This window comes from Sphingobacterium sp. 1.A.4 (assembly GCF_002734245.1).
Lineage (GTDB): Bacteria > Bacteroidota > Bacteroidia > Sphingobacteriales > Sphingobacteriaceae > Sphingobacterium > Sphingobacterium tenebrionis.
The window spans coordinates 22183-48320 of the sequence record NZ_PEAZ01000128.1; the positions used below are offsets into that span (position 1 = coordinate 22183).

At 42.7% G+C, this 26138-nt stretch carries 19 protein-coding genes; 12 read left to right on the forward strand and 7 right to left on the reverse strand.

The annotated features are described in order from the left end of the window. Window positions 1-19 precede the first annotated feature (19 nt). Both CRJ00_RS18210 and CRJ00_RS18215 read right to left on the reverse strand, forming a co-directional pair. On the reverse strand, window positions 20-1321 hold the full coding sequence (locus tag CRJ00_RS18210) for an SGNH/GDSL hydrolase family protein (RefSeq protein WP_099368216.1): 1302 nt from the start codon (window positions 1319-1321) through the stop codon (window positions 20-22). Between the two features lie 19 nt (window positions 1322-1340). After that, the gene (locus CRJ00_RS18215; RefSeq protein ID WP_099368151.1) at window positions 1341-2561 is read right to left on the reverse strand and encodes an OmpP1/FadL family transporter; all 1221 of its coding nucleotides are present in this window, start codon (window positions 2559-2561) and stop codon (window positions 1341-1343) included. Window positions 2562-2738: 177 nt separating this feature from the next. Here CRJ00_RS18215 and tpx point away from each other — a divergent pair, with 177 nt between their 5' ends. Then, a complete protein-coding gene (gene tpx / locus CRJ00_RS18220; RefSeq protein WP_099368152.1) occupies window positions 2739-3236 on the forward strand; it encodes a thiol peroxidase in 498 nt (165 codons plus the stop codon). Between the two features lie 251 nt (window positions 3237-3487). Here tpx and CRJ00_RS18225 read toward each other — a convergent pair whose 3' ends face one another. Further along, on the reverse strand, window positions 3488-4660 hold the full coding sequence (locus tag CRJ00_RS18225) for a trans-sulfuration enzyme family protein (protein WP_099368153.1): 1173 nt from the start codon (window positions 4658-4660) through the stop codon (window positions 3488-3490). Window positions 4661-4854: 194 nt separating this feature from the next. Between CRJ00_RS18225 and CRJ00_RS18235 the strand changes: the two genes are divergently transcribed. The 4 genes from CRJ00_RS18235 to CRJ00_RS18250 are packed head-to-tail and all read left to right on the forward strand — an operon-like array spanning window position 4855 to window position 9192. Further along, window positions 4855-5466 carry a fumarylacetoacetate hydrolase family protein gene (locus CRJ00_RS18235; protein WP_099368155.1) on the forward strand — a complete coding sequence of 204 codons (612 nt, stop codon included), beginning with the start codon at window positions 4855-4857 and terminating at the stop codon, window positions 5464-5466. Between the two features lies 1 nt (window position 5467). After that, a complete protein-coding gene (locus tag CRJ00_RS18240) occupies window positions 5468-7189 on the forward strand; it encodes a M23 family metallopeptidase (RefSeq protein ID WP_099368156.1) in 1722 nt (573 codons plus the stop codon). 39 nt (window positions 7190-7228) lie between these two features. Beyond that, window positions 7229-7726, forward strand: a complete 498-nt coding sequence (gene bcp / locus CRJ00_RS18245; RefSeq protein WP_099368157.1) for a thioredoxin-dependent thiol peroxidase — start codon at window positions 7229-7231, stop codon at window positions 7724-7726. Beyond that, window positions 7723-9192, forward strand: coding sequence for a glycine--tRNA ligase (locus tag CRJ00_RS18250; RefSeq protein WP_099368158.1), 1470 nt, complete (start codon window positions 7723-7725; stop codon window positions 9190-9192). Before bcp ends, CRJ00_RS18250 begins: the two co-directional genes overlap by 4 nt. A gap of 52 nt (window positions 9193-9244) precedes the next feature. Here the strand turns inward: CRJ00_RS18250 and CRJ00_RS18255 are convergent, their stop codons facing one another. Then, window positions 9245-10342, reverse strand: a complete 1098-nt coding sequence (locus CRJ00_RS18255) for a helix-turn-helix domain-containing protein (protein WP_099368159.1) — start codon at window positions 10340-10342, stop codon at window positions 9245-9247. Window positions 10343-10538: 196 nt separating this feature from the next. Here CRJ00_RS18255 and CRJ00_RS18260 point away from each other — a divergent pair, with 196 nt between their 5' ends. Then, window positions 10539-11780, forward strand: a complete 1242-nt coding sequence (locus CRJ00_RS18260; RefSeq protein WP_099368160.1) for a CotH kinase family protein — start codon at window positions 10539-10541, stop codon at window positions 11778-11780. Between the two features lie 40 nt (window positions 11781-11820). Here CRJ00_RS18260 and CRJ00_RS18265 read toward each other — a convergent pair whose 3' ends face one another. From CRJ00_RS18265 to CRJ00_RS18275, 3 genes are all read right to left on the reverse strand, one after another. After that, window positions 11821-13317 carry a hypothetical protein gene (locus CRJ00_RS18265; RefSeq protein ID WP_099368161.1) on the reverse strand — a complete coding sequence of 499 codons (1497 nt, stop codon included), beginning with the start codon at window positions 13315-13317 and terminating at the stop codon, window positions 11821-11823. Window positions 13318-13434: 117 nt separating this feature from the next. Continuing rightward, on the reverse strand, window positions 13435-15753 hold the full coding sequence (locus CRJ00_RS18270) for a glycoside hydrolase family 95 protein (RefSeq protein ID WP_099368162.1): 2319 nt from the start codon (window positions 15751-15753) through the stop codon (window positions 13435-13437). A gap of 27 nt (window positions 15754-15780) precedes the next feature. Continuing rightward, on the reverse strand, window positions 15781-17685 hold the full coding sequence (locus CRJ00_RS18275; RefSeq protein ID WP_099368163.1) for an alpha-L-fucosidase: 1905 nt from the start codon (window positions 17683-17685) through the stop codon (window positions 15781-15783). Between the two features lie 255 nt (window positions 17686-17940). Between CRJ00_RS18275 and CRJ00_RS18280 the strand changes: the two genes are divergently transcribed. The 6 genes from CRJ00_RS18280 (at window position 17941) to CRJ00_RS18305 (ending at window position 26130) form a co-directional block, all read left to right on the forward strand. Beyond that, window positions 17941-18231, forward strand: coding sequence for a hypothetical protein (locus tag CRJ00_RS18280; protein ID WP_099368164.1), 291 nt, complete (start codon window positions 17941-17943; stop codon window positions 18229-18231). Between the two features lie 58 nt (window positions 18232-18289). Next, window positions 18290-18940 carry an HAD family hydrolase gene (locus tag CRJ00_RS18285; protein WP_099368165.1) on the forward strand — a complete coding sequence of 217 codons (651 nt, stop codon included), beginning with the start codon at window positions 18290-18292 and terminating at the stop codon, window positions 18938-18940. Window positions 18941-18999: 59 nt separating this feature from the next. Continuing rightward, entirely contained in the window at window positions 19000-19479 is a 480-nt protein-coding gene (locus CRJ00_RS18290; RefSeq protein WP_099368166.1) for a gluconate 2-dehydrogenase subunit 3 family protein, read from the forward strand. A 2-nt stretch (window positions 19480-19481) separates the two neighbouring features. Next, window positions 19482-21197, forward strand: a complete 1716-nt coding sequence (locus CRJ00_RS18295; RefSeq protein WP_099368167.1) for a GMC oxidoreductase — start codon at window positions 19482-19484, stop codon at window positions 21195-21197. A gap of 1 nt (window position 21198) precedes the next feature. After that, a complete protein-coding gene (locus CRJ00_RS18300; protein WP_099368217.1) occupies window positions 21199-22386 on the forward strand; it encodes a glycoside hydrolase family 76 protein in 1188 nt (395 codons plus the stop codon). A 717-nt stretch (window positions 22387-23103) separates the two neighbouring features. Continuing rightward, on the forward strand, window positions 23104-26130 hold the full coding sequence (locus CRJ00_RS18305; protein WP_099368168.1) for a SusC/RagA family TonB-linked outer membrane protein: 3027 nt from the start codon (window positions 23104-23106) through the stop codon (window positions 26128-26130). Window positions 26131-26138: the final 8 nt, after the last annotated feature.

Genomic DNA, 26138 nt, shown 5'->3' on the forward strand with positions numbered 1-26138 from the left:
GTCAGGTATTTTTCTAAAATTAGCCTGGGAAATTAACACCAGGATATAGGCTGATGTCCATTTTACCAATGGAAGAGCCGTATTGTTTGTTGATGGCATCAATGAACAGGTTGGCTACAATAGCATTGCCCATAGGGGTTAAATGCACACCATCCAATGAGAACGCATTGCCGGTGATGTATGCTGAACTGATCATCACGCCGTTATAGATATAACCCGTTTTAACCTTGTTCAAAAAGGCATGAACATCCGCTAAAGCTAGTTTTTTGGCCGCAGCTGTTTCTTTGATGAAAGCATTGATCTCTGAGATACGGGAAACCACTAAGTTGATTTCTCCTTCATCCAAAACATATTTACTTTCAATGGGATTCAATGGATGCAAACCATAAGGGATTTTTAATGCATTTTCAACACCCAATTTAGCTGTTGGGAAAGTCAATATAAACAGATCGTTAGCTGTTGCTATACGTGGTGTGCCGTTTCCAGTTGCGATATATACATTTTTGGCTTGTCCACCAGTCGCCGCTTCTACTGCTGCATTTAAACGTGCTGTGGTAACCGTATTAAAGAAAGGTACACTGGTTACATCAGGAATGGTCGCTACCACCCCTTTTTTCTCTCCTTGAGTTAAGGTCGTGATGAAAGCAGTATAGGCCGCTTTGAAAGTTTCCAAACTGATTAATTTGTTGGTAATGTTTGATTCCACGCCACCATTTGTCGCAAAACCTAACACATCGTTATTTCCTAACCAAAAGGAGAAGAAAGTATAATCATGTGATCCTACGTATTGTAGATAGCTGGTAGAATTTTTGGTAGCATCAGGTAACAAACGCTCAAAGTAAGGGTTTCCTGCTTCCGAACCCATGCCTGGTTGTGTTCCAAGATCCAAACGCATGCCTGGTACACCTAAGTTTTGGATCAGATCCAAATATTTCGTGTATAAAGGACCTCCTTGGGCGTTCTTTCCTCTTTCGGCCTGTGCAGCAACTGGTTCAGTGATCGGTGATCCGGAATCTGTAAACCCTTTGAAGGTAATATATCCAGAACCATTTGCTTGGTCGGCACTAAAGAATGGGGAGGTAAATGCTCCACCGCCAACTTCTTTCATCCTTTCAGCGATCAAGTTCGGGAATGCCACTTTTTGTCCTTCTAAGTAAAGGCCATTGTTGGAATATCCAGCCGTTAGGGAGTTTCCGACAGCAATGAATTTTGAAAAATCTGCTGTACCTTTGGTCGCTTCCAATTCATCTAAGCTGGGCGCACATGAACTAGCCAATCCCAATAAAGCTAATCCGATATATAAGTTAAATTTATTTTTCATGTTGATCATAATTTGATTCCTACCAAGAATAGCTTAATGAAATTCCTGGAGCGTGAATATTGGTTTCGTAAGCACCTGATAATTGGGTTTCCGCGTTGGTAGTTGTTCTTTTCAGGATTTTTTGGAACACATAAGCCGCAGACATTTGCCAATTAGGCGTGAACTTATAAGTCAATCCAGCTGCTGCCATCATACGGTTGTTATCTGGCGTCTCAGGATATACGTATTTTGCCTGCACGGGTGTATACACATAACCGGTACCTGCTCGTAGCTCCAATTTATCTGTGGCCTCATAGTTGAAGCCAATTTTCGCTGAAAATGCATTTTGATAATTTTTTTCGGATCGCGTATCTTGAAGGGTAGGGGTGTTGTTCTCATAATCGAACACCAACTCTTTGTAGATGCTGTAATCGATGAAGGAAGCATCAATCGCTGTTTTCACTTTCTCAGAAACTGGGAAAGCAATACCTACGTTGAAAGAAGCCGGTAAAGGCAATTCTGCATCAAATTTACCATTCGGGAAATTGGCAGCCAAAGATGCCGGAACATCGAAAGTTGCATCTCCACCTTCTAATTTCGTGATCACTTTAGAACGGTAGTTCAAGGAAATAGCAAATTCATCGGCTAGGTTATAATGAACACCTAGGTTATATCCCATTCCTGTGCCTGTTCCGCTTAGATCAGCCTGGCCGGCTTTTCCGTCAGAACCGAATACCGGTAATGCTCTTCCTAAATCTACGATACCTACGTTATACACAAAACCACCACCAACGCTGAATTGGTCTGTGATCTTAAAGCTTAATGTTGGTTGGATGTAAAATGCACGCATGGAAAGATTGGTCAATGAATATCTTCCCGGCCATTCCTTGCCCCAATCTACCGATCCACCGTAAGGGGTATAGATCCCGATACCTGCTTTCCACCAAGAATCCTTCGGTCCAAATGCAGCAAACAAGGAAACCGGAGGAGAGATTTGAAAACGTGTATGATGTACTTCGGAGCTACCTTTCTCTTGGAAGGCGGAGCGATACATGATCGCACTTGCACCCAGGGAAATGGCGTTGTTTTCCATTTTTACCAATGCACCTGGATTGTAGAGGATCGATGTTTCATCAATAAACAAAGCGGATCCTGCTCCAGCCATACCCACTGCTTTTTGGCTTTGGGTATTTACCTGCGAACCTTGGGAAAAGGCAAGGGCAGGCGATGCCATGAGTAAACAGAGTAATAATCGTTTCATATAAATATTGATTAGCGTTTTAAGTTTATTTTAATATTATGCTAACATAGTAAATAATTATTAAAATATTAAATATTTGTCAACTTTTAATAAATCGGTAGGTAATCCATTTTTTATCAAACATATTTTAAGCTATATTGGTTTTAGATTTATAGAAACTAAAAAAAATAAGCTATTATGGCAGAAGTATCATTTAAAGGTAATGCAGTGCATACCAGTGGAAATCTTCCCAAAGTAGGAGATGTAGCTCCAGATTTTACATTGACGACAGGAGATCTGTCACAAAAATCATTGAAGGATTTTGCAGGAAAACAGGTTATATTAAATATTTTCCCAAGTATTGATACGGGAACTTGTGCAGCGTCGGTTAGACAATTTAATGAGAAAGCATCAGGATTGGATAACACGGTGGTGTTGTGTATTTCGAAGGACTTGCCTTTTGCGCAAAGTAGATTTTGCGCAGCAGAGGGATTGGATAATGTGATTACTTTGTCGGATTTTAAAGATGAGTCTTTTGCTCAGGCATATGGTGTGAAATTTACGGATGGCCCTTTGACAGGTTTGTTGAGTAGATCAGTGGTGGTGGTTGATGAAGATGGAAAAGTGAAATATACAGAGCAGGTCGCTGAAACGGTAGAAGAACCGAATTATGAAGCTGCTTTAGCAGCTTTGTAACCCGTCATTGCGAGGAGGTACGAGGAAGCAATCCTTCCCCTGTCATGCTGAGCGTAGTCGAAGGATCTGTACGTTAGTATCCGAACAGATGCTTCGACTACGCTCAGCATGACATTTTTTGAAGATTGCTTCGTTCCTCGCAATGACGATAAGGCTCGCAATGATGATGGATTGCTTCGTTCCTCGCAATGACGATAGGGCTCGCAATGACGAAAACCCTAGCAATGACGATAAGGCTCCCAAAAACGATCCTACCTACTCGCTTCCAAAGCTTGCAAGATATCCTCAATAATATCCTCTTGATCCTCAATACCAATCGACAACCTGATTGTCCCAGGTCTTATCCCCAATTTCTCCCTTTCCTCTTCCTTCAATTTCGAATGAGTAGTAGTCCCGGGATGTGTAGCAATAGACCTTGAATCCCCTAAATTCGAAGTATAAAGAATCATTTTCAAAGCATCCAAAAACTTAAATGCCCTTTCCTTACCACCCTTAACCTCAATCGTCACAATACCACCCCCTGCTTTCATTTGTTTCTTCGCCAGTTCATACTGCGGATGCGAAGGCAGAAAAGGATATTTCACATCCAGAATCTCATCATGTTTTTCCAAAGTCTCGGCCAATGCCAATGCATTTGAACAATGACGATCCATCCGCAATCCCAATGTTTCTATACTCTTCGAAAGAACCCAAGCATTGAATGCCGACATCGCTGGTCCGGTATGGCGAATAAAAAACATCAGTTTATCCATCAATTCCTGCTTTCCAACGATCACCCCGCCCAATACACGTCCTTGTCCGTCCATGTATTTAGTGGCCGAATGAATGGATAGATCAAAGCCATATTGTAAAGGCTTCTGAAGGTATGGCGTAGCAAAGCAATTATCGATCGCAAAAATAATGTTCGGGTATTTCTTCTTCAAACCTCCTAACCATTCCAGATCCACCAATTCCAGACCCGGATTAGAAGGCGATTCCAAAAAGATGAACTTGGTGTTCGGCTGGATCGCTTTTTCCCATTCCTCCGGATTGATCGCATCCACATAGGTGGTGGTCACTCCCCAGCGGGGGAACAACTGCGTGAACAATTGATGGGTAGAGCCAAAGATTGCTCTAGAAGAAACGATATGGTCTCCACTTTCTATAAAGCCTGCAAAACAAGCAAAAATAGCACCCATGCCCGATCCAAAGGCCAAGCCAGCCTCAGCGCCTTCCAACAAACACACCTTATTGATGAACTCCGTTGTGTTCGGGTTGGCATATCGGGAATAGACCATGGCCTCTTCCTCTTCCGCAAAAACCGCACGGCCTTGCTCCGCACTGTCGAATATAAAACTGGATGTTAGGTATAAGGGCACCGAATGCTCCCGGATGTTGGATCGTTGAGCCTGTTCTCGGATGATTTTGGATTGTTCTTTGTTCATGATGAACAAATGTATTTACTTTTTAAGAAAAATCTCCAAATACTAACCATAATTTTCCACCTAAATCCCTGTTTTTTATTACGCAAAGGTTTGCTTACTTGCCTTAGGATTTGCCATAGCAAGGCAATTTCTTTAGATTTGTTTGAGAAGGATTTGGATTCCAGTCCAAATTGAAAAACATCAAAATCAAATAAATGAAAGTAATTGCAATTGGTAGAAACTATATTGATCATGCCAAAGAATTAAATAATCCAGTCCCTGAAAGTCCGGTGATTTTTCTAAAACCCGATACGGCCATACTAAAAGACAATAAAGATTTCTACTATCCAGAATTTTCCAAAGATGTACATTATGAAGTAGAAGTAGTATTACGCATTTGTAACGAAGGAAAACATGTTTCCAAGAAATTTGCCAATAAATATTACGATGCCATCGGTTTAGGGATCGACTTTACCGCTCGTGATATTCAGTCAGCCCACAAAGCAAAAGGCTTACCTTGGGAATTGGCAAAGGCCTTCGACGATTCTGCAGTGATCAGTCCGCTGATTCCGAAAGATCAATTCGAGGACCCTAGCAAGCTCTCTTTCTCCATGAAGAAGAACGACGAAACTGTTCAAGAAGGAAATACCCAGGATATGATTTTTGATTATGATAGCCTGATCAGTTTTGTATCAACCTACATCACCCTTAGAAAAGGCGATTTAATTTACACAGGTACACCTGCCGGCGTAGGACCTATCCAGATCGGGGATAAACTGGAAGGGTTTTTGGAAGGCAAAAGCATGTTTACCTGCCATATCAAATAATATGAAAAAAAGCACACTCACATTGATAACAACCCTGATGCTTGGCCTAACAACCCAGGCACAGAACCCAAATATCATTACCTCCAAAACCTATCCACAAGGGTATTTTAGAAACCCTTTGAATATTGCGCAGGATGCTTCCGGTACTTTTGGAGAATTAAGGTCCACCCATTTTCATGCGGGGGATGATTACAGGACCCAGCAGCGCATTGGATTGCCTTTGCATGCTGCAGCTGAAGGTTATGTTTCCCGATTAAGGGTACAGATCGGTGGTGGCGGAAATTCTGTCTACATCACCCATCCAAATGGCTATACTACGGTATACCTGCATATGGATAGCTTTAATTCTACCTTGACCAACATCATGAAAGCGGAACAATACAAACAGAAGCGTTTTGATGTGGATATGGAATTGAAGGAAGGGCAGGTGAAATTAACCAAGGGACAGTTTATCGGAAATGCGGGAAATACAGGAGGTTCTGCCGGTCCACACCTGCATTTTGAAATCCGGGATACGAAAACCCAAAGACCTCAGAATCCACAACTTTTCGGGCTGAAGTTTACCGATAATTTTAATCCAACCATTAATGGGATTACGGTGTATGATCTCCAAGATCCCTTGTTCAATGAAGGCACGCCAAGACGTCCTCAAGCCGTTAAGGCATTGGGGTCTGGGCGTTATACCCTAGCCTCCGGTGCAGTAATTCCTGTGAATGGAAAGTTTGGTTTAGGGATCAATACCATTGATAGACATCGGGCAGGAGGATTTCAGAACGGCGTCTATTCCATCGAATTGTTTTTGGATGGAAAAGCGATCTCTACCGTGCTCTTTGAAGAACTGGATTTCAACAGCTCCAGTGCTATCCACGGATATATCGACTTTGCCACTTTTAAAAGAACCAAAGCGAAAGTGCAGAAAAGCTTCAAGGATCCGGGAAACCCCATCAATATCTTCAAGCACCTGGATAACCAAGGGATCATTGAACTGAAGGATGATCAGGTCCATGATGTAAAATATGTGGTAAAGGATGTCCGCGGAAATTGCAGTGAATTGAATTTTAAGGTTCAGAATAGATCCAGTTATCAACCAAAAGTTAATCCTGCAAAAGGCGAACTCTTCGCCTATAATAAGGATAATAAATATACGGTAGATTTTATCCAGGTAGATATTCCAGAAGGCGCATTATATTCCGATTTGGATTTCAATTATAGCCAGAGTGCTCAACGCCCGAATTCCTATTCCCAAGTGCACCATGTAGGAAGCACCATGGTCCCATTGTTTTCGACCTATAAGTTGAGCATAAAACCAACCAATCTGCCACCCCATTTGGAAAGCAAAGCGTTGATTGCATCGGTGCAGAACGGTTCGGTAGGTGGTAAATTCGAAAAAGATTGGGTAACCGTGAATACCAAGGTATTTGGCTCCTTTTATATCGTTGTAGATACCATCGCACCGACAATTACCCCAAGGAATTTCAGTCCTGGCAAGAATGTGGCCGCCCAATCTAAGATAGATTTTACCATTGCCGACAACTTTTCGGGAATCCAATCGTTCAATGCCTATATAGATGATCAATGGGTACTGATGGAATACGATTCCAAGAATAGGCATCTGTGGCATCGCTTTGAACCTAGTCTTTCCAAAGGCCAGCACCGATTCAAATTGGTCGTGAAGGATTGGAAGGACAATGAAAAAGTGTATGAAGCAAATTTCACCAGATAAGACAAAAGATTAATTTCACAAGATAAGAAAGGAAAGATTATGGCAACATTAGCAATAGGGGATCAAGCTCCTGCAATTACAGCAAAGGACCAACAAGGAAATACAGTTAACCTATCGGATTTTAAAGGGAAAAAGGTAATCCTTTATTTTTATCCAAAAGATAATACACCGGGATGTACCACCGAAGCTTGTAATTTCCGGGATAATTACCAAAGCCTAAAGCAGGATGGTTTCGAAGTGATCGGCGTAAGTACCGACAGCGAGCAGTCCCATCAGAAGTTCATAGAAAAATTTGAATTACCCTTTACCTTATTGGCCGATGAGGATCAGAAGATCGTGAATGATTATGGCGTTTGGGCAGAAAAAAACATGTACGGTAAAAAATACATGGGCACCAATAGAACCACTTTCGTCATCGATGAGGAGGGTAAGATCGAACATATTATCAAAAAAGTGGACAACAAGAACGCCACCCAACAAATTCGGGACTTATTGGCAAAATATGTCGTACGAATACATTATATTTGCCCCTTATGAGCAAGCAAACAGACGATTTTTTCAAGAATATTATTTCCCATGCGAAGGAATATGGTTTTGTTTTTCCTTCGAGTGAAATATACGACGGCCTAAGTGCCGTATATGATTATGGTCAATTAGGTTCTGAACTGAAAAACAACCTGAAGACCTATTGGTGGAAATCCATGGTGCAATTGAATGAAAATATAGTAGGTATTGATGCCGCTATTTTCATGCATCCAACCACTTGGAAAGCTTCCGGACACGTGGATGGGTTCAATGATCCCATGATCGACAATAAGGACTCCAAGAAACGCTATCGTGCAGATCAATTGATCGAAGATAAAATCGACCGTTATGAAAAGGATGGTAAAACGGATAAGGCCGCGCAGTTACAAAAAGATCTAGATAATGCCTTGAATGCTGACGATCTTGCTCGTCTAAAGACCATTATCGAAGACCATAACATCGTTTGTCCTATTTCGGGAACCAAGAACTGGACCGATGTGCGTCAATTCAACCTGATGTTTGCTACCCAAATGGGTGCTATGGCTGATGGAGCAGAACAAGTATATCTTCGTCCGGAAACGGCACAGGGTATCTTTGTGAACTTCCTGAATGTTCAAAAGACAGGTCGTATGAAAATCCCTTTTGGTATTGCGCAGATTGGAAAAGCCTTCCGTAATGAGGTCATTGCTCGTCAGTTCATCATGCGTATGCGTGAATTTGAACAAATGGAGATGCAATTCTTCGTTCGTCCAGGCTCAGAATTAGACTGGTATAAGCAATGGAAAGAAACACGTTTGAAATGGCATTTGGCATTAGGAGCAGATCCTAACAAATACCGTTTCCATGACCATGTGAAATTAGCGCATTATGCGAACGCTGCAGTCGATATCGAGTATCAATTCCCATTCGGTTTCAAAGAAGTGGAAGGTATCCACTCCCGTACAGATTTCGATTTAAAACAACATCAGGAATTCTCAGGAAAGAAACTTCAATATTTTGATCCTGAAATCAACCAGAGCTATATCCCTTATGTGATTGAAACCTCTATCGGATTGGATCGTTTATTCCTTACCGTATTGGCGAATTGCCTGGTACAGGAAGACCTTTCTACCGAGGAAAGACAGGATTCACGCGTGGTTTTGAAATTCCATCCAGCGATCGCTCCAGTGAAGGCTGCGGTGTTACCATTGACCAAAAAGGATGGCCTACCTGAAAAAGCAAGAGAGATCATGGCGAAACTGAAATTGGATTACAATATCCAATACGATGAGAAGGATTCCATTGGTAAGCGCTATCGCCGTCAAGATGCCATCGGTACGCCTTTCTGTATCACAGTGGATCACCAGTCATTGGAAGATAATACCGTAACTATCCGTCATCGCGACAGCATGGAACAAGAACGTGTAAATGCAGAGGTTCTAGAAAGGATCATTGCTGACCGGGTAAGTTTAAGTGGCTTATTGAAACAATTAATCTAATCTTTAGAGGAATATATAAAGCCTGTTATGGAAACGTAACAGGCTTTTTTATTTAATTACCTTTAAGTTCAAGCAGGTTCTGCCTTTTATTATGCAGGTAGATATAAGGGCTACATCCGACTTCCTTTTTAAAAGCATGAATGAAACTGCTCAAGGATTTGAAGCCAAGATCACTTGCCAAGGAATAAATGGTTTCTTCAATACCAATAAAGTCCTCGATATGATCCATACAATATTGGATTCTTTTTCTTTTTAGGAAGCTGGCAAAACTGCAGTTCTCCTCTTTTCTGATGATCGTTTCGATTTCTTTTTTGCTGAGTTTCGTCCGGCTTGCGAAGGTATGCAGATCAAATTCTTTGTCTAAATAATCCAGTTTATGGCAGAAATACTGTTGAATCTGTTGAAAGATGAACTTTTCTTTCTCCAGTTTTTCATTCACAGATTTCATTTCTAAAGACTTATGGATATCATGTGCATAGCGTACCTGAAGAATCAGTGCCTTTATTTTATATGAAAAACGGAAGTAGAATATCAACAGGAAAACCAGACTTAGGTAGAGGCTGTTCGGAATCTTAAAAAAATAACCAAAATGATACATAAAGCCTGATCCGATGGAAACCAGTAGCATGCAAAACTTACTTGCAAATAAAGCGAGGGCCAAGGTACCATCCAAGGAACTGGAAAGCATCCTGATTTTAGAACTTAGCGGCTTCAATATGAATAGATCGTAGGCAATAGATCCCATCAGTAAAAAGGTCTGGAAATTATGGTAAAAGAAATCCAGTAGGTGAAAGATCTCGCCGCGAAGCAGCTGTTCAGAAAATATGAGATTGAGAAAGTAATAAACATAAAACAGCACAAAGGGAAATAAAGCGATCAGCAGCAGATAAGGAGAGGTCTGTTGTTCGATGCTGTTGTTCCGGATATATAGGGAGGAGACCGATGCCACACACAGCGATACGCTGCTATAAATGAACTGTTGGTCAGTTCCCGTAAATATGCTCGTTAAAAAATGGTTGATAAATACGAATAAAATAATACCCATCATGAACCGCAGGAAGAATCCCCTTTCTTCCCGTAAGCTATTGATATGATAAAAATATATTCCTGTCAGGAATTGAAGACTAGTTAGTATTATCAATAATGACATATAGCAATTATAGAGTAATACTATTAAGAGAATAAAAAGCAAAGATTAATTTATCTATTAACACAGCGAAAATCAGCCTTTTTTCTAATTTCTGATATTCTCAAAACTTTTTTTGAAAATGAAAATCATTTATGAGACATCGGGCATAACCGAGAGGGGTTAGATTTGCAGCCTTATTGTTAAACGATAAAAAATCATGAAAAATAACCTAATAGTTATCTTAAGTATGCTGACAGTTTTGCTGTACAGCTCCTGTGATAAGAATGAATCCCCAGAATTGGAACCTCTAAAAGAAGAGTTTGCAACATTGGATGAAAGTGTGCCTGCTATCATCCCTCATCTGTATCTTCAGATCCAAAACAATGCTGAAGTGGTAGAAAAGGATGTTTACTTAAATGCAGAAGTGGAGATTGATGGACTATCTGCCTATGCCGATTTACCAAAAGTAACCACCAGAATTAAAGGTCGTGGAAATACCACCTGGTTCAGGGCAAAAAAGCCATATCGGTTGAAACTTGATGAATCAACCTCCATACTAGGCCTTGCTGCAGCCAAAGACTGGGTGTTATTGGCCAACCATTTGGATTATTCCTTTATGTGCAATGCTATTGCCTGTAAGGTTGGTCAACAATTGGGTATGCCTTTTACCAATACCATGATACCTGTGGATGTGACCATCAATGGAAAATATAGAGGAAGTTATATGTTGACCCAACAGATTGAAGTGAAGGAAGGACGCGTAAATGTGGGCGATGATGGACAGTTGTTGGAGCTGGATATGAATTTTGATGAGGAATTCCAGTTTAAATCTGCTGGATTTAATCTGCCGGTCATGATCAAAGCACCAGACATCAGTTCAGATGCAGAATTCAATTCGATCAAATCTGAATTCGAAAACCTGGAAAGGCTGATGATGGATACCAAATTTCCGAATAATGATTATGGAAAGCTGATCGACAAACAACAATTGGTAAATTATATGATCGTCAATGCATTGACGGCAAATTATGAAATCAACTACCCAAAAAGTGTGTATTTGCATAAAACCCCAGGCGGGAAATATACCATGGGCCCAATATGGGATTTTGACTGGGGTTTTGGTATGGATGAAATCAAACAGCAATATTTCCATTTTGAAACGCTTCCCTTATTTAAGGAAACAGATAGCCGCTTAGGCCATAAATTTTTTACCCGTTTCTTGAAAGATCCTGAAATCAGGAATATGTACAAGAATACGTGGAGAAATTATAAATCCAATCAGTTTGAAGCCCTAATGGATTATATCGAGGATTATGCCGCTAAAATCCGCCAATCACAGCAGTTGGATTTTGCCCTATGGAAAGTTGGTCCAAACAACCATGCAGAGACCAAGAAGAACATGAAAACCTACCTAAGAAAAAGAGCCCAGCACCTAGATAACTATATCAACCAATTATAGGAAGAAGGGCATTCCAAGGAATGCCCTATCCACCTGCTCCTTAAAATTCTATTATCTTTTCATCCGTCCAGCTTTCATCCAAGGTGGCCTTGAATCCTGCATCAGTTGTCGGGGTCGGGTACATATTCCCTCGAATCATCACCTTTACATTGCTTCTAACGTCTATACTCACAACAGTCGATTGATCTACACCCACGCTATTAAAGAGTTCCAACTTATAATCAATCCTTCTATCCTCCTTAAAATTCCCTACAAAATGGTTGAATACAAAACGGTTCATCACTTGGAAATTACTGAAGATTTCTATCGGTTTCACTTCCTTCACCGGCGTATGGATCTGTAATTGATTGCTGAAGGGAGTCCAACTCAACATGTTATTGATAGGGCTGACCCTTAATTTAACCAAATGGTTTAAGACAGCGACATCCGTCAATTCGATGGTGATCTGGTTATAGAGTCGTTGTAAGGTAATGGAGCTGCTATTTCCGGTTTTTCCAACCCTAAACCTATTGGTATTTCCAAAAAATCGGGCTCTGCCATCTGAAAAATCATGATCGAATCGAAAATTTTCGATTGCCGTTTGCCGGCTGGGAAGGTTTAATTCCTCGCTGGTTTCTGCAAATAGGAAGGCTCCTCGATAATCCCCTTCCGGAAGTTTGAGATTTATGCTTGCGTTTTCTCCGAATCCGATGCTGTCGATCGATTGCCAATGGGCCATGTCCTCATTGTAGATCATATACATTAATTTTCTTTTTAGTTGAGGATGCGGCACAGACCTACGTTCGCCAAAAATACGGATATTATCCACCTTCACCGTCCCTGATCCTTTATGATTATCGGGATAATCAAATTGCAATTGAAAATAATCGATGTCCTGCTTTTTCGTAATTTCTTGGACATCATAGCTTCTTTTGTGCGGAAAAAATTCCTTTCTCCCCGTTGGAAAAACAAATTTCTGTTCAAAATCGGGTAGGGGTCTATCATTTTTGTAGGCCCTCAAGGTGAACCCTTTGGCGGAATGCTCACTGATGCCGATTTCAAATTCAATAGTCTTTAGCTGACCTTTGAACTTCTGGGGCAAACGCATCCGGAAGACCTCCGGATTAGTACCGGTCAAGGCATAATCCCCAGGGAACTGTCGGGTATAAAATCCATCTGAAATACCATTAATACCGTTGTTTTTTGATCTAAACTCTACCGATGGGGTGTGGTCGCTGGCAAATACATAATCAGGGTGGAATTCTCGCCTGTTGAAACGCCATAAGTACAATAAGCTGGGGTCGATATAAAGATTGGAATGATTGGTATTATCCTTCCGATTAGCTGATAGGCTAACTGAATGGCTAGGACTCGAAAAATCTGCAGAGGAGGCAAAGGGTTCTACAATGGAGGTGAAATTGTTGTTTTCAAATTTGAAATCATATAACAGCTCCGGTTTTAGATCTTCGGGATTGATTAATTTCTTGCACTGATATAAGGGAAGGAAACATAGAATAACAACAGTGCATCTGACAAAGTTCTGAATAGTTGATTTCATAAATCATTAATTTTCTGATAATTACATATCATTAAATATAATTTATGACCCAAAAGCAGAGGGTTATTCTCTATATAATAATATAAGAATAACCCTCTGTTAATATTTTATTAAGAATTAGATCTTGATAGTTTTTTCTACATCATTGATCCTCACTTTTACCTCTTCGCCTTTTTTACCTCGGATGTTATAATCCATTACCTGCCCATCTTTCCAGGTAAAATCAACCGTATAATTCCCTCTTGCTTTCAGGCCTTTTACTTGACCATCCTTCCAGGCAGAAGGTAAAGCCGGCAGAAGATGGATTACTCCATCATGGCTTTGGATAAGCATTTCTGCAATTCCTGCAGAGCCTCCAAAATTCCCATCAATCTGGAAGGGTGGATGGGCACAGAAGAGGTTAGGATAAGTCCCTGCACCAGCGCCTTGATAGGTGGTGTTTTGTGCATAGGCCGGTTTCAACAATTGACGAAGGATCTCTAAGGAATGATCTCCATCATGCAACCTTGCCCAGAATAGGATCTTCCAAGCTCTTGACCAACCCGTACCTTCATCACCACGAACCTTCAAAGTCTCTTTAGCGGCTTCTGCCCATTTCGGACTCGTAATCGGTGAAATGAAATTCGCCGGGTAAAGACCGTATAAGTGGGATACATGGCGGTGCTGCGGTTCCGTTTCTTCGTAATCTTCCAACCATTCCATTACCCGTCCGGATTTGCTGACAACCACTGCTGGTGGTATTTTACCCAGATCTTGCCGCAAGGATTGGGAAAAGTTATCCGAAGTCCCTAAGATGCTGTCTGCAGCAATGACCGATAGGTATAATTCCCGAACGATCTGATTGTCGATGGTTGGTCCCATCACGACGGCAGCTCGTTTGCCGTTAGCCATTTTAAAACCATTTTCTGGAGATACTGATGGCGAGGTTACTAGCCAACCAGTCTTAGGGTCCTTGACCAAGGTGGCTTGATAGAACAGTGCTGCATCCTTCAGTACTGGATAGATGTCGCGGAGATACGCCTTATCTTGGGTAAACTGATAATGTTCCCATAGATGGTTACATAGCCAGCCCGAAGCCGTACTGGCTCCCCAGGATGCATGCTCCCCCGGTGCAGAATAACCCCATACATTGGTCATCATATAGACCACCCAACCCGGCGCACCGTAATAGGCCTTGGCTGTTTTGGTCCCTTCCTTGGCCACATTTTTGATCATTTCGATAAATGGTCTGTGGTATTCGGATAGATTACTGACCTCAACGCCCCAATGGTTCATCTGGGCATTGATGTTCAGGTGATAATCCCCATTCCATGGCGTCTGGATCTGATGTGCCCATAAGCCTTGTAGATTGGGAGGTAAAGCCTTTGCTTGATCAGGCGCTGCACTGGACAAGGTTAAGTATCGACCGAATTGGTAATACAATACCGCCATCCCATTATCCTGTGCTGGGTTCTTATAAAAATTACTGATCCTTTCCGGCGTTGGGATATTGTCCTTGGATTGCTCGTCTGCAATAGTCAGTTCCACCCGATCGAATTTGGCGGTATATTTCTTTACATGGGCCTTAAAGTGTTTGTTGAAACTGCTTTTGGAAGCTTTCGCGATCTGTTGATTAACATACGCTACAGGTTCATGATCGTAATAACTGGTCGTGGCCGAAAATAGGATCTGCGCTTCATCGGCTTCTTTCAAGATGATCTGGTTATCATGCAAGGTGATTTTTCCACCTTTGTTGATGACTTTTATCTTTGCTGCAAAGGTTAACCCTTTACCACCTTTTCCATCCGGCAGGCTGCCGGTAACCGTGATTTCATTTCCCTTGATCTGGTAATCGTCGATATGTTCGTCGCGGTAGAAATGCAGGGCAAATCCGATGGATTTCTTCTTGTTGGCAGATAAGCGGATCAATCCCACATTCTGATCAAAGGAGGTAAAATATTCCCGTAGAAAATCAGTCCCCTTACTGGTAAAGGAGGTAGATGCTTTTGCTTCGTCCAGGTCCAGCCAACGTTTATAATTGCTCACTTCTTGCTGGTCGAAATGCAGGATGTTTAACCAGCCGAAATTCTGGAAACAGCCGTATGGAACATTTGCGCCATTCCCCTGACCAGATCCGGCACCCACACAAACAAAGTTTTTATTCACTAGCGCTTCAGCCAGGTTATTCTTTCCCTGAAACAAGAGCCCTTGTATTTCCTTCAAGCTGTTTTTTGCCTCATAGTTGTTCGCATCCTGCGGACTTCCAGACCATAGGGAAATTTCATTCAGCACGATGCTCTCATCATGTACTTTGCCATCCGGCATCATCCCGATAAGGCCATTTCCCAGGGGTAGGGTTTCCTCCCATCTTTGGGCAGGCTGGTTATACCACATGCGTAGGTCTTGGGCATTCGCCATACCGAGCATAAAGCATAATCCGATTAACATTTTTTTCATAGGTTGGTTGATGTATTTATTGTTGGTTTATTCTTTTGTGAATATTTCAAATTCTGCTACTGCAAACTGCTTGTCGCCACTTAAATTTTCCGAAGGGATAAATCGGATATAATGCGCCTGTTTTGGACTTCCAAAAGAGATATGCTGTGGAACAGCATTGGCTTTGATATTCGAGAATTCCCCTTGGGCAACCGCTTGCCAGGTCTTTCCATCCACACTCAATTCTACCTGATATTTGGTTGGTGTTCCGGTGTGTTTTTGGTCCTGTCGAGGAGTAAACTGCATCCCGGAAAGGGTATAGGTCTTTGACAATCGGAATTCCACATAACCAGGAGTACTCAAGGTTGTTTCCCAAAAGCTGGAAAGGTCATTATCTAAGGCAGCAGGGATATTTTTATCGGCATGGATAATGGTGATTTCCTTCTTGTCCAATTTATTGGGTAGCTCGGAATTGAATTTGAAATCTGATTTTTCTTCTAGAAATAGTGCAAAATCACTCAGTGTAGGGGCGACTGGAGCGAATAATTTCAGCCTAATTTTAGATGTACTAACCGGATTATTTAATTTGATCAGTCTGTTCGCTCCGATGCTGGTTGCACGGGTCAATGGTTTCCATTGATTGTTTTCCCATATGTCGATTTGGACGCTATCCAGGCGTTGCCCCAATTTGATGTTTTCCCGAAGACGGACAAGATCGAACGTCTGTTCTTTGGCTAGGGTAATTTCCAAGCTTGGATCTAATACCTTATCATCCGAGGCGTAATAGGAGTATCGGTCCCCATCAAATAGATTTTTGGTTGAAAATTGGGTGTGGTTTTCTCGTGTATTACTTGCGGTTGCGGTAGCTCCCACCGCCAAATTGTAGGCAAAGGTCAACCGCAGTTTTTCTCCGAAAGCTGCTAAGGACTTGAGGTCATTTTCATGCAGATAACCATCCGGCATAGGGGCTAGCCCCAAATTCATGCCACCACCTCGACCAACGGATTTCAAATAGATCTCAAACAGCTGGTTCGGTGTTTTTACCTTGCTGTCCTGATCGGCATGGTAGAACCAACCTGGTCGCTGCGGAACATCGCATTCTGCCGGAATCCAATATTGGCCATTGCGGTCACCGGTAGGCAGGTTAGAACCATCTACTTCGCCGGGAACAGGTGTTTTACCGTTCTGGCTTTTGGGCGTAATGGTCGACCAGCTGGTTTCGGCCGCAAATCCATGTTCATTTCCCACCCAGCGCATATCCGGACCAACATCGGAAAAAATCATCGCGTTTGGTTGCAGTTTCCGGACGATCGGCCAGGTTTTTTCAGTCCATTCATAGTAGGTTGTTCGATCGATGGTCCGCTTTTCGTTCTTACCACCATAGTAACCATCTCCTCCATTTGCACCATCGTGCCAAGAAGTAAACAGTTCCCCATAATTGCTCATCAATTCCGTCAATTGTTCCCTGTAGGCATCAGCATAGGCCTTGCTGCCATACCGGGTATCGTTACGATCCCAGGCAGAAAGGTAAACGCCAAATTTTAAACCATTATCATGGGCGGCTTCCATGAATTCCTTGACCATATCACCCTTTCCATTCTCCCAAGGGGAGCTTGCTACGGAATAGGATGTTGTTTTGGTTGGCCATAAACAGAAACCATCATGATGCTTAGCCACGGAGATCAACCCTTTGAAACCTCCGGAGGCTGCAGCTCTTGCAATCTGATCGGCATCAAATTTTGCTGGGTTGAAGATCTTAGGATCTGCATCCCCAAATCCCCATTCCTTGTTCTGGAAGGTCGTAGGGGTATAATGGATCAAGGTGTACATCTCCATTTCATGCCAGCGTAACTGCCGTTCACTCGGTAATGCGCCATAAGGAGCCGGAGCAGTTTGCCCTAATGAAAACAATGGACTCAATAATAATAAACTGAAGAGGTGAGATCTTTTCATATATAAATGGATATTGCCGTTAAGATACAGAATTCGCGAAATATAAGAAACAGATAGGGCTTATATGTATTACATATGATACATGATAACTGGTAATTTGAAGAAGGATTTTAATGAACTAAAGGTGATTTAAAATTTTAATTACCTGAAACAGAACTGCCTAAGTCCTATAGCTCATATTTTTCTTGCAAAACATCCTATACTTTTATTTACTTTGTAATTCAAAGTACTTTTATAAAATTTAAAACAAGAAACATGACAGTTCAAAAACAAGTAAATTTTGTCCCTTACGCGGTAGCGGGGATATTGCTGATGGTTCCGGCCATTGCTATGCAATTCACAAATGAAGTTAATTGGAGCCTATTCGATTTTTTAGTGGCTGCGGTATTATTATTTGCGGCGGCATTTGGGATCGACCTGATCTACAGAAATGTTAAAAATAAAAGTAAGAGCTGGATATATATCCTATTGGTATTGTTCGTCTTGGCGGTCATCTGGGCAGAAATGGCCGTAGGTATTTTCGGTAGCCCGATTGCTGGAAGCTAGTATGTTAAGTTTTTTTTAATTAACAGTCTGTTAATATTGTGTTGGTTAACTTTGCAACATGAGAAACATCAACGCTGTTCTATTCGACATGGACGGTACTTTAATTGATTCAGAGTACTTTTATTTTAGCAACTGGGCACCGATCTTAAAATCGGATTACGATTTTGAGATCGATTTTGAAGATTGGATCCGTGACTTTGCCGGTCATACCTTAAAGGATAATGTAGAAATGCTGAACCGGGAGCATCAGCTTCAGGTAGATGAAGAAGATATGTGGTTCGCAACACGGGCCAATTATGCCAAGGCAAACATGAAGAACATCCGCTTAATGCCGCATGCAAAAGAAATCCTAGATAAAGCAAAGGCGGAAGGGCTTACTTTAGGCTTGGTGACCTCCAGCTACCAAACTACCGTACAGACTGTTCTGGGAGAACATCAACTATTGGATTATTTCTCCTTTTTCGTGACCCGTGAATTGGTGGAAAGCCCAAAGCCAAATCCAGAACCCTATTTATTGGCAGTCGAAAAGCTGAATATACCCAAGGAAGAGATTGTGGTCATTGAAGATACCAGTACCGGATGTACAGCAGCCAAAGACGCAGGACTGTACTGTATAGCGGTAAGCAAACAAGCGGTAGAACGCCAAAGACTTAACCATGCTGATTTACTTTTAAACGATTTAGCAGAGGTAAAAAATTCGTTATTTTAAGATGTAAGCCTTTTATCTTTCCGTAATATTCGTAAATTTAGTTTCTTGATTATAAACTTATGAATAGACGGACGGCGCTAAAGCAGTTTTTCGTGCTGGCAGGGGGAATCTGGATTGCTTCCTCTTGCGACTTCAGCGCGGAAGCCCCCAGCATAGCATTAAAACAGATCAAACTGACCAAGGCCGATGAGGAACTCTTGGCAGAACTGTTGGAAACCATCATCCCCAAAACCGATAGCCCTGGAGCAAAAGATTTAAAACTGCACCTCTTCGTCATGAAGATGGTCGATGATTGCGAAAGTCCCGAAAACCAGGAGGCTTTCCTAAAGGGGCTAAAAGCAGTGCCTAAACCTCAAAATAATCCTCAAACCGAATTGATGAGCTATTTGGAAGGTCTTCCAAAGGACGATGTCTTTCTCCGCATCCTGAAAAGACGCGGTATCCAAGGCTATAAGAATTCCGAATACGTGATGAAGAATAAATTGATCTATGAACTGGTTCCCGGTAGGTATGATGGGGCTTTTAAAATCAAGGCATAAAAATGGCAAATCTGAATATAGATACACGAGATAACCGCACTTACGATGCCATCGTTATTGGTTCTGGAATCAGTGGTGGATGGGCAGCAAAAGAATTGTGTGAAAAGGGTTTGAAAACCCTGGTCCTGGAACGGGGGAGGGATGTGAAGCATGTAAAGGATTATCCCACTACAAACCTCTATCCTTGGGAATTTGAACATCGGAATGAACTTCCCTATGCGGTAAAACAGGAAAACCCGATCGTTAACCGTTGCTATGCTTTTCATGAGGATGCCGCTCATTTTTTTGTGAAGGATAAGGAGCATCCCTATGTGCAGGAAAAGCCCTTCGATTGGATCAGGGGGTATCAGGTAGGCGGTAAATCCTTGCTTTGGGCAAGACAGACCCAGCGATGGTCGGACTTTGATTTTGAAGGTCCTGCCAGAGATGGTTTTGCCGTGGATTGGCCGATCCGCTATGCGGATATCAAACCTTGGTACGATCATGTGGAACGTTTTGCCGGTATTGCAGGGGATAGGGATGGTCTTCCGGAATTACCGGACGGGGAATTCCTACCGGCCTATCCGCTAAACATCGTCGAAAAATATTTCAAACAGCAAGTGGAGCAGAAATATCCAGAAAGAAAGGTGATCTCTGCCCGCTGTGCGCACCTTTCCCATGCCAAGCAGATTCACATCGATCAAGGCAGGGTGAAATGTCAAAATAGAACCTTATGCCAGCGAGGCTGTCCCTTTGGAGGTTATTTCAGTTCGAATGCCTCTACCTTACCCTGGGCAGCAAAGACTGGAAATATGACCTTACGACCAAATTCCGTCGTGCATTCTATTTTATATGATGAAAGCAAGGGGAAGGCAATAGGGGTAAAAGTCATCGATAAGGACATCAAAGAGGAAATCGATTTCTTCGCAAAAGTAATCTTCCTGAATGCCGCGGCACTCAATTCCAATTTATTGCTGCTGAATTCCACCTCCCAACGTTTTCCAAATGGTTTGGGAAATGATAGTGGTACGCTGGGTAAATATGTGGCCTTCCACAATTACAGCGCAAGGATTTCTGCGGAGTATGAAGGCTATCTGGATTATAAAACCGATGGTAGGAACCCTGCCGGAGGTGGTTATATCCCGAGATTCCGTAACCTGCATAGACAGGAAACGGATTATCTTCGGGGCTATGCTGCTGGCTTTGGAGCCTATCGTTCCTCTTATTCGGATGAATCCGGATTAGGGATTTCGCTTAAGGAATCCATCCTCAACCCGAAGCTGGGAAACTGGGGCGTGGGTTCGCATATGATGGGGGAGACCATACCGAAGGTTTCTAATTATGTGGCCTTGGATGGGAAGGAGAAAGATGAATGGGGTATGCCTTTATTGCGGGTGTCGGTTGATTACGATGATAATGATAATAAGATGAAGAAGGATTATCTCGATACGATGGAAGAGATGTTCCTGGCAGCAGGTTTTAAGAATATCAAACGCAATGATGCCTCGCAGGCACCGGGATTGGATATCCACGAAATGGGCGGCGTAAGGATGGGTCTGGATCCGAAGACCTCCATGTTGAACAAATGGCACCAGCTACATGCCTGTAAAAATGTATATGTGACGGATGGTTCGAGCATGACCTCGACATCTACCCAGAACCCTTCCCTGACATACATGGCTTTTGCAGCAAGGGCCGTAGATCATGCTGTTTCAGAACTTAAAAAAGGAAATTTATAAGATGAGAATAATCAACCTAACCAACCTGTTTCTTTTCTTATTTATCCTGGATTCGGGCTTTGCGTCAGCACAGCCCAAACCGGATAAACTTAGCCCGCAACAAAGGGCTCAAATTATTTTGGATTCCATCTATACCCATTATGCGGTGGATGGAACTTTCTTGTTGCGTGAAAATTATCCTTTTGATGCTGGCTATCAGGCCAGTTATCTGGGAGATAATAAACCCGCTCCGAAAGGGAATGCGTATTCCTACCTCTGGCCATTTTCCGGAAGTTTATCTGCGCAGGTGGCTCTTTTGGAAAGCCAACCTAAGAACAAGGCCAAGAGGAAGGAGATCGATACGAAGGTATTGACCGGACTGGAGGAGTATATAGACCAAAGAGCACCGGTGGGCTATGCTTCCTATGTACGAACGGCACGACAATCGGATCGGTTTTACGATGATAATGTCTGGCTGGGGATAGATTTTGCGGATCTGTACTTAGCCACCAAAGACAAAAAGTACTTGGCGAAATCGGAAGAAATCTGGCGTTTTGTGGCGAGCGGGATGGATGACAAATTAGGTGGAGGGATTTATTGGTGTGAACAAAAAAAGGAGTCAAAGAATACCTGTTCCAATGCACCAGGTGTTGTTTTTTTGATGAAACTATATCAGGCAACCAAGAAGAAAACGTATTTGGATCAAGCTGTTTCCTTGTATGCTTGGACGAAGAAAAACCTGCAGGATCCGACGGACCATTTGTATTTTGATCATGTGACCTTGTCGGGGAAGATCGGAAGGGCGAAGTTTCCCTATAACTCCGGACAGATGTTGCAGGCAGCGGTGTTGTTGTATGAAGTAGGGAAGGAGAAGAGGTATTTGGAAGATGCGCAAGCCATTGCGAAATCTGCTCATGGATATTTTTTCCATGAGGAGGAGGAAAGGGCTGGGAAAAGGTTCAGGTTATTGAAGAATTCGGATATTTGGTTTATTGCGGTGATGATGCGGGGATTTGTGGAGTTGTACCAGGTGGATAGGAATCCAGTTTATTTGCAGAGTTTTAAGGATAATTTGGATTATGCCTGGGAAAATCTGAAGGATGAAAATGGATTGTTCTATAAGGATTGGAAAGGAGAACGGAAAAACAATAAGAAATGGTTGCTTGATCAAGCCGCCATGGCGGAAATGAACGCAAGGTTAAAATTTTAGGTTTTTTTTTGTGGGGTAGTACCTCATTGAAGGGGTTCGCGTCATTGCGAGGAGGTACTTTCTGCGTCATTGCGAGGAGGTACGACGAAGCAATCTTTCTCCATGTCATGCTGAGCGCAGTCGAAGCATCTGTTCGTATGCAACCGTTCAGATCCTTCGACGATGCTCAGGATGACACAGTCCAAAGATTGCTTCGTTCCTCGCAATGACGGATAGGCGCTCGCAATGACGGAGAGGGTCGCAATGACGGAGTGGTTCGCAATGACAAAGGAAAGGGACATGAAAAATGCCGTTTCCTTATCAAAACACTAACCTAACCTATGATTTTCGCTATAAAATCATGCTTAAAGCATATTTAAACCGTGTTTTTATATGCCAAACATACATTTTACATACTTTCACATTACTTTCACATTACTTTCACCCTGCTTTCGCTCCGAAGGAAATCCTCAACCAGCCCTCAACCACCACTCAACCACCCCTCAACCAACAACCAACAACCTAACACCCACCCAACCCCCTCCACCTCAACATTTAACATAATTTTTCCAATTTTTTCCAAAAATTAACAACTCATGGATAATAAATCCATTTAGCCAGCGTTCTAATCTTACTGTAACTAATCTGATACAAATCTTACTAAAAAACTAAACCGTTTTAGTAATTACATTGAAACATATAAACCTTTAAATAATTATATACTAAACGTTAATTAACATGCCGAACTATTACAGTAAACAAAATCATCGCACAGGCTTTGTACGGGGGAGTATTTTATGCTTTGCCCTCTTGGCCTGCAGCTATGGGTATGCCAATGCCATGCCTAAAGCTGCCACCGTTGAGGTAAATTCCGTAATCGCTCAACAGACAGTTACCGGAACGGTGAAGAACGGTGCCAATGGATCACCCTTATCAGGGGTTACCATTAAGGTCAAAGGAAAGGATGCCAGCACCCAAACAGATGCCTCCGGAAAATTCAGCATTGCCGCCGAAAATGGCGATGTCCTACAGGTAAGCTATATTGGCTTCGCCAACCAGGAGGTCACCGTTAGTGGCACCATGGCCAATGTCAATCTGATTTCCGAAGAAGAAAGTCTGGAGGAAGTAGTGGTGGTCGGATACGGTACACAAAGAAGGAAGGAAATCACCTCTGCTGTAGCCTCCGTAAAAGAAAAAGATTTCAATAAAGGCGGGATGCGTAGTCCCATGGACCTTGTTCAGGGAAAAGTGGCCGGTCTGAACATCACCCGTACCCAAGGTAGCAATCCCAATTCCAGTACCAGCATCCAATTACGGGGTATGGCTTCCCTAAAAGGAACCAATTCACCCTTGATTGTAGTCGATGGTATTCCGGGCGGGAACTTGGATCTGATCAAACAGGGCGATATCGAATCCATCGATGTCCTGAAGGACGGTTCCGCCGCTGCGATCTATGGTACCCGCGGTAATGGCGGGGTCATCTTGGTCACTACCAAGAAAGGGAAAGCAGGAGCCGCCCAATTCGAATACATGACCTATGGACAGACCGAAAGAGTCAACCGAAAACCTAGCATGTTAAGTGCCGATCAATTCCGACAGCTGATCGTTCAAGGTGAAAACAAACCCGATCTTGATCTTGGTGCTTCCACCGATCTATACGATGAGCTGATCAATAAGGACAATTTTTCCCATTTCCATAATTTCATCGCCAGTGGTGGGGGAGAAAATTCCACTTACCGGGCATCCTTCAACTATGAAAATGCGAAGGGTATTGCCAAACAGAATGGAAGAGAACAATTTGGGGGGCGTATCAACTTCAATCAGACAGGTTTGGATAACCGTTTGACATTGACCGCTAACCTGGCTGCCAATTTCAATAAGGCCAATCTTTTAGGCGGAAAAACAGGCGATTTTGAGCAGACCATCCAAAGAAATCCGACGGCACCTATCATGAATCCAGATGGGACCTACTATCAAACACAAGAATATAACAACTATAACCCGATGAGCCGTTTGGCCCATAGGATCGAAGAGCGAAACCAGCAGACCTTCTCCGGTGATGCTCGCTTGAAATTCCAGATATTGGATGAATTAAGCGTGTCCGCTTTCGGTTCCTACGTTCGCGACAACTGGAATGACCGACAATATCGGTCGATCCTGGATTGGGACCAACGGCCGGATGATACCGAATATGACGGAACAGGGTATGCCTATAAGCGTAACGACCTGAACTGGACCAAAACGTTCGAAAGTACCATCGACTATAACAAAACCTTCAACGATGTACATACCTTCACCGGTCTATTGGGCTACAGTTACCAATACATGACCGCGGAGTATTTCAACATGTCGAACTCGGGCTTTTCCACCGATGGATTCCTGGATTGGGATTTCAATTCCGGAACAGCTATCATCAATACCAAATACCCTAGACCAGCTTTAGGATCTTTCAAGGATGAAAATACGCTGATCGCCTTTTTTGGAAGGGTTAACTACAATTATGCGGATAAATATTTCGTGACGGCGATCCTTCGTAGAGAGGGTTCCTCTAAGTTTGGAGCGAACAATAAATGGGGTAACTTCCCAGCGATCTCCGCTGGTTGGAACATCAGCAACGAAGATTTCTTCGGCAACAAGGACGTGGTCAATGAATTGAAACTTCGCGCTGGATATGGGGTTACAGGTAACCAAGGGATCCCGAATTACCTTTCCTTTATCCGTTTAGGTACGGGCGGGTATTACCCACAGGATGGGGTATATTACCAGACCTATGGTGTAGAGAACAATGCCAACCCGGATCTGAAATGGGAACAGAAGGCAGAGACCAACATCGGTTTGGATTTTGCGCTCCTAAACAGCAAGATCACTGGTGCATTGGATGTCTACCATCGGAAGACCACCGACCTTCTGTACGAATATAATGCGCAATTGCCTGCCTATGTGCAGCCAAGCATTTGGTATAACGTAGGAGAGGTGGTGAACAAAGGGGTGGAACTGCAATTGACCGCTTTCCCGATCTCTAGGGAAAACTTCACTTGGCAGGTCGATTTCACCGGTAATTACCAGAAAAATAAATTGGCAAAACTTTCCAGCGATATCTTCAAAAGCAACTGGTTGGAATTCGGAGGACTTCCTAGTCCGGGGAATTTAGGTAATGCCATGCGTTTGGAAGAAGGCGGCGAGATCGGGAATTTCTATGGTAAACGTTTTGCCGGATTCGATGACGAAGGGAAATGGCTTTTCTATAAAGCAGATGGCAGCACCGCCCATGCCGGCGATATGAACAACGATGACCGTGCGTATATCGGAAACGGGATACCAAAATTCCAGGCTTCCCTGGGTAACCGTTTTACCTATAAAGGTTTTGACCTGACGGTATTCCTTCGTGGAAAATTCAAGTATGATATCCTGAATACGGCCGACATGTTCTTTGGTAACAAGAAATGGATTCCGAACAATGTTTTTGAGTCTGCTTTTGGAAAGCATGATCAATTGAACGATGATCCACAGTATTCCGATTATTACCTAGAGAATGGTTCCTTTGTCAAGATCGACAACATCACCTTAGGTTATAACATCAGAACCAAGACCCCGTTGATCCGCAATATGTATGTATACCTGACAGCAAGAAATATTGCGACGATTACGTCCTATTCAGGGATCGATCCGGAGCTGCAGGATACTGGTTTTGATGGCGGGATAGATTCGCGTGGTTTTTATCCGAGGACGCAATCATGGACGATGGGATTAAATATTGGCTTTTAAAGGAGGGA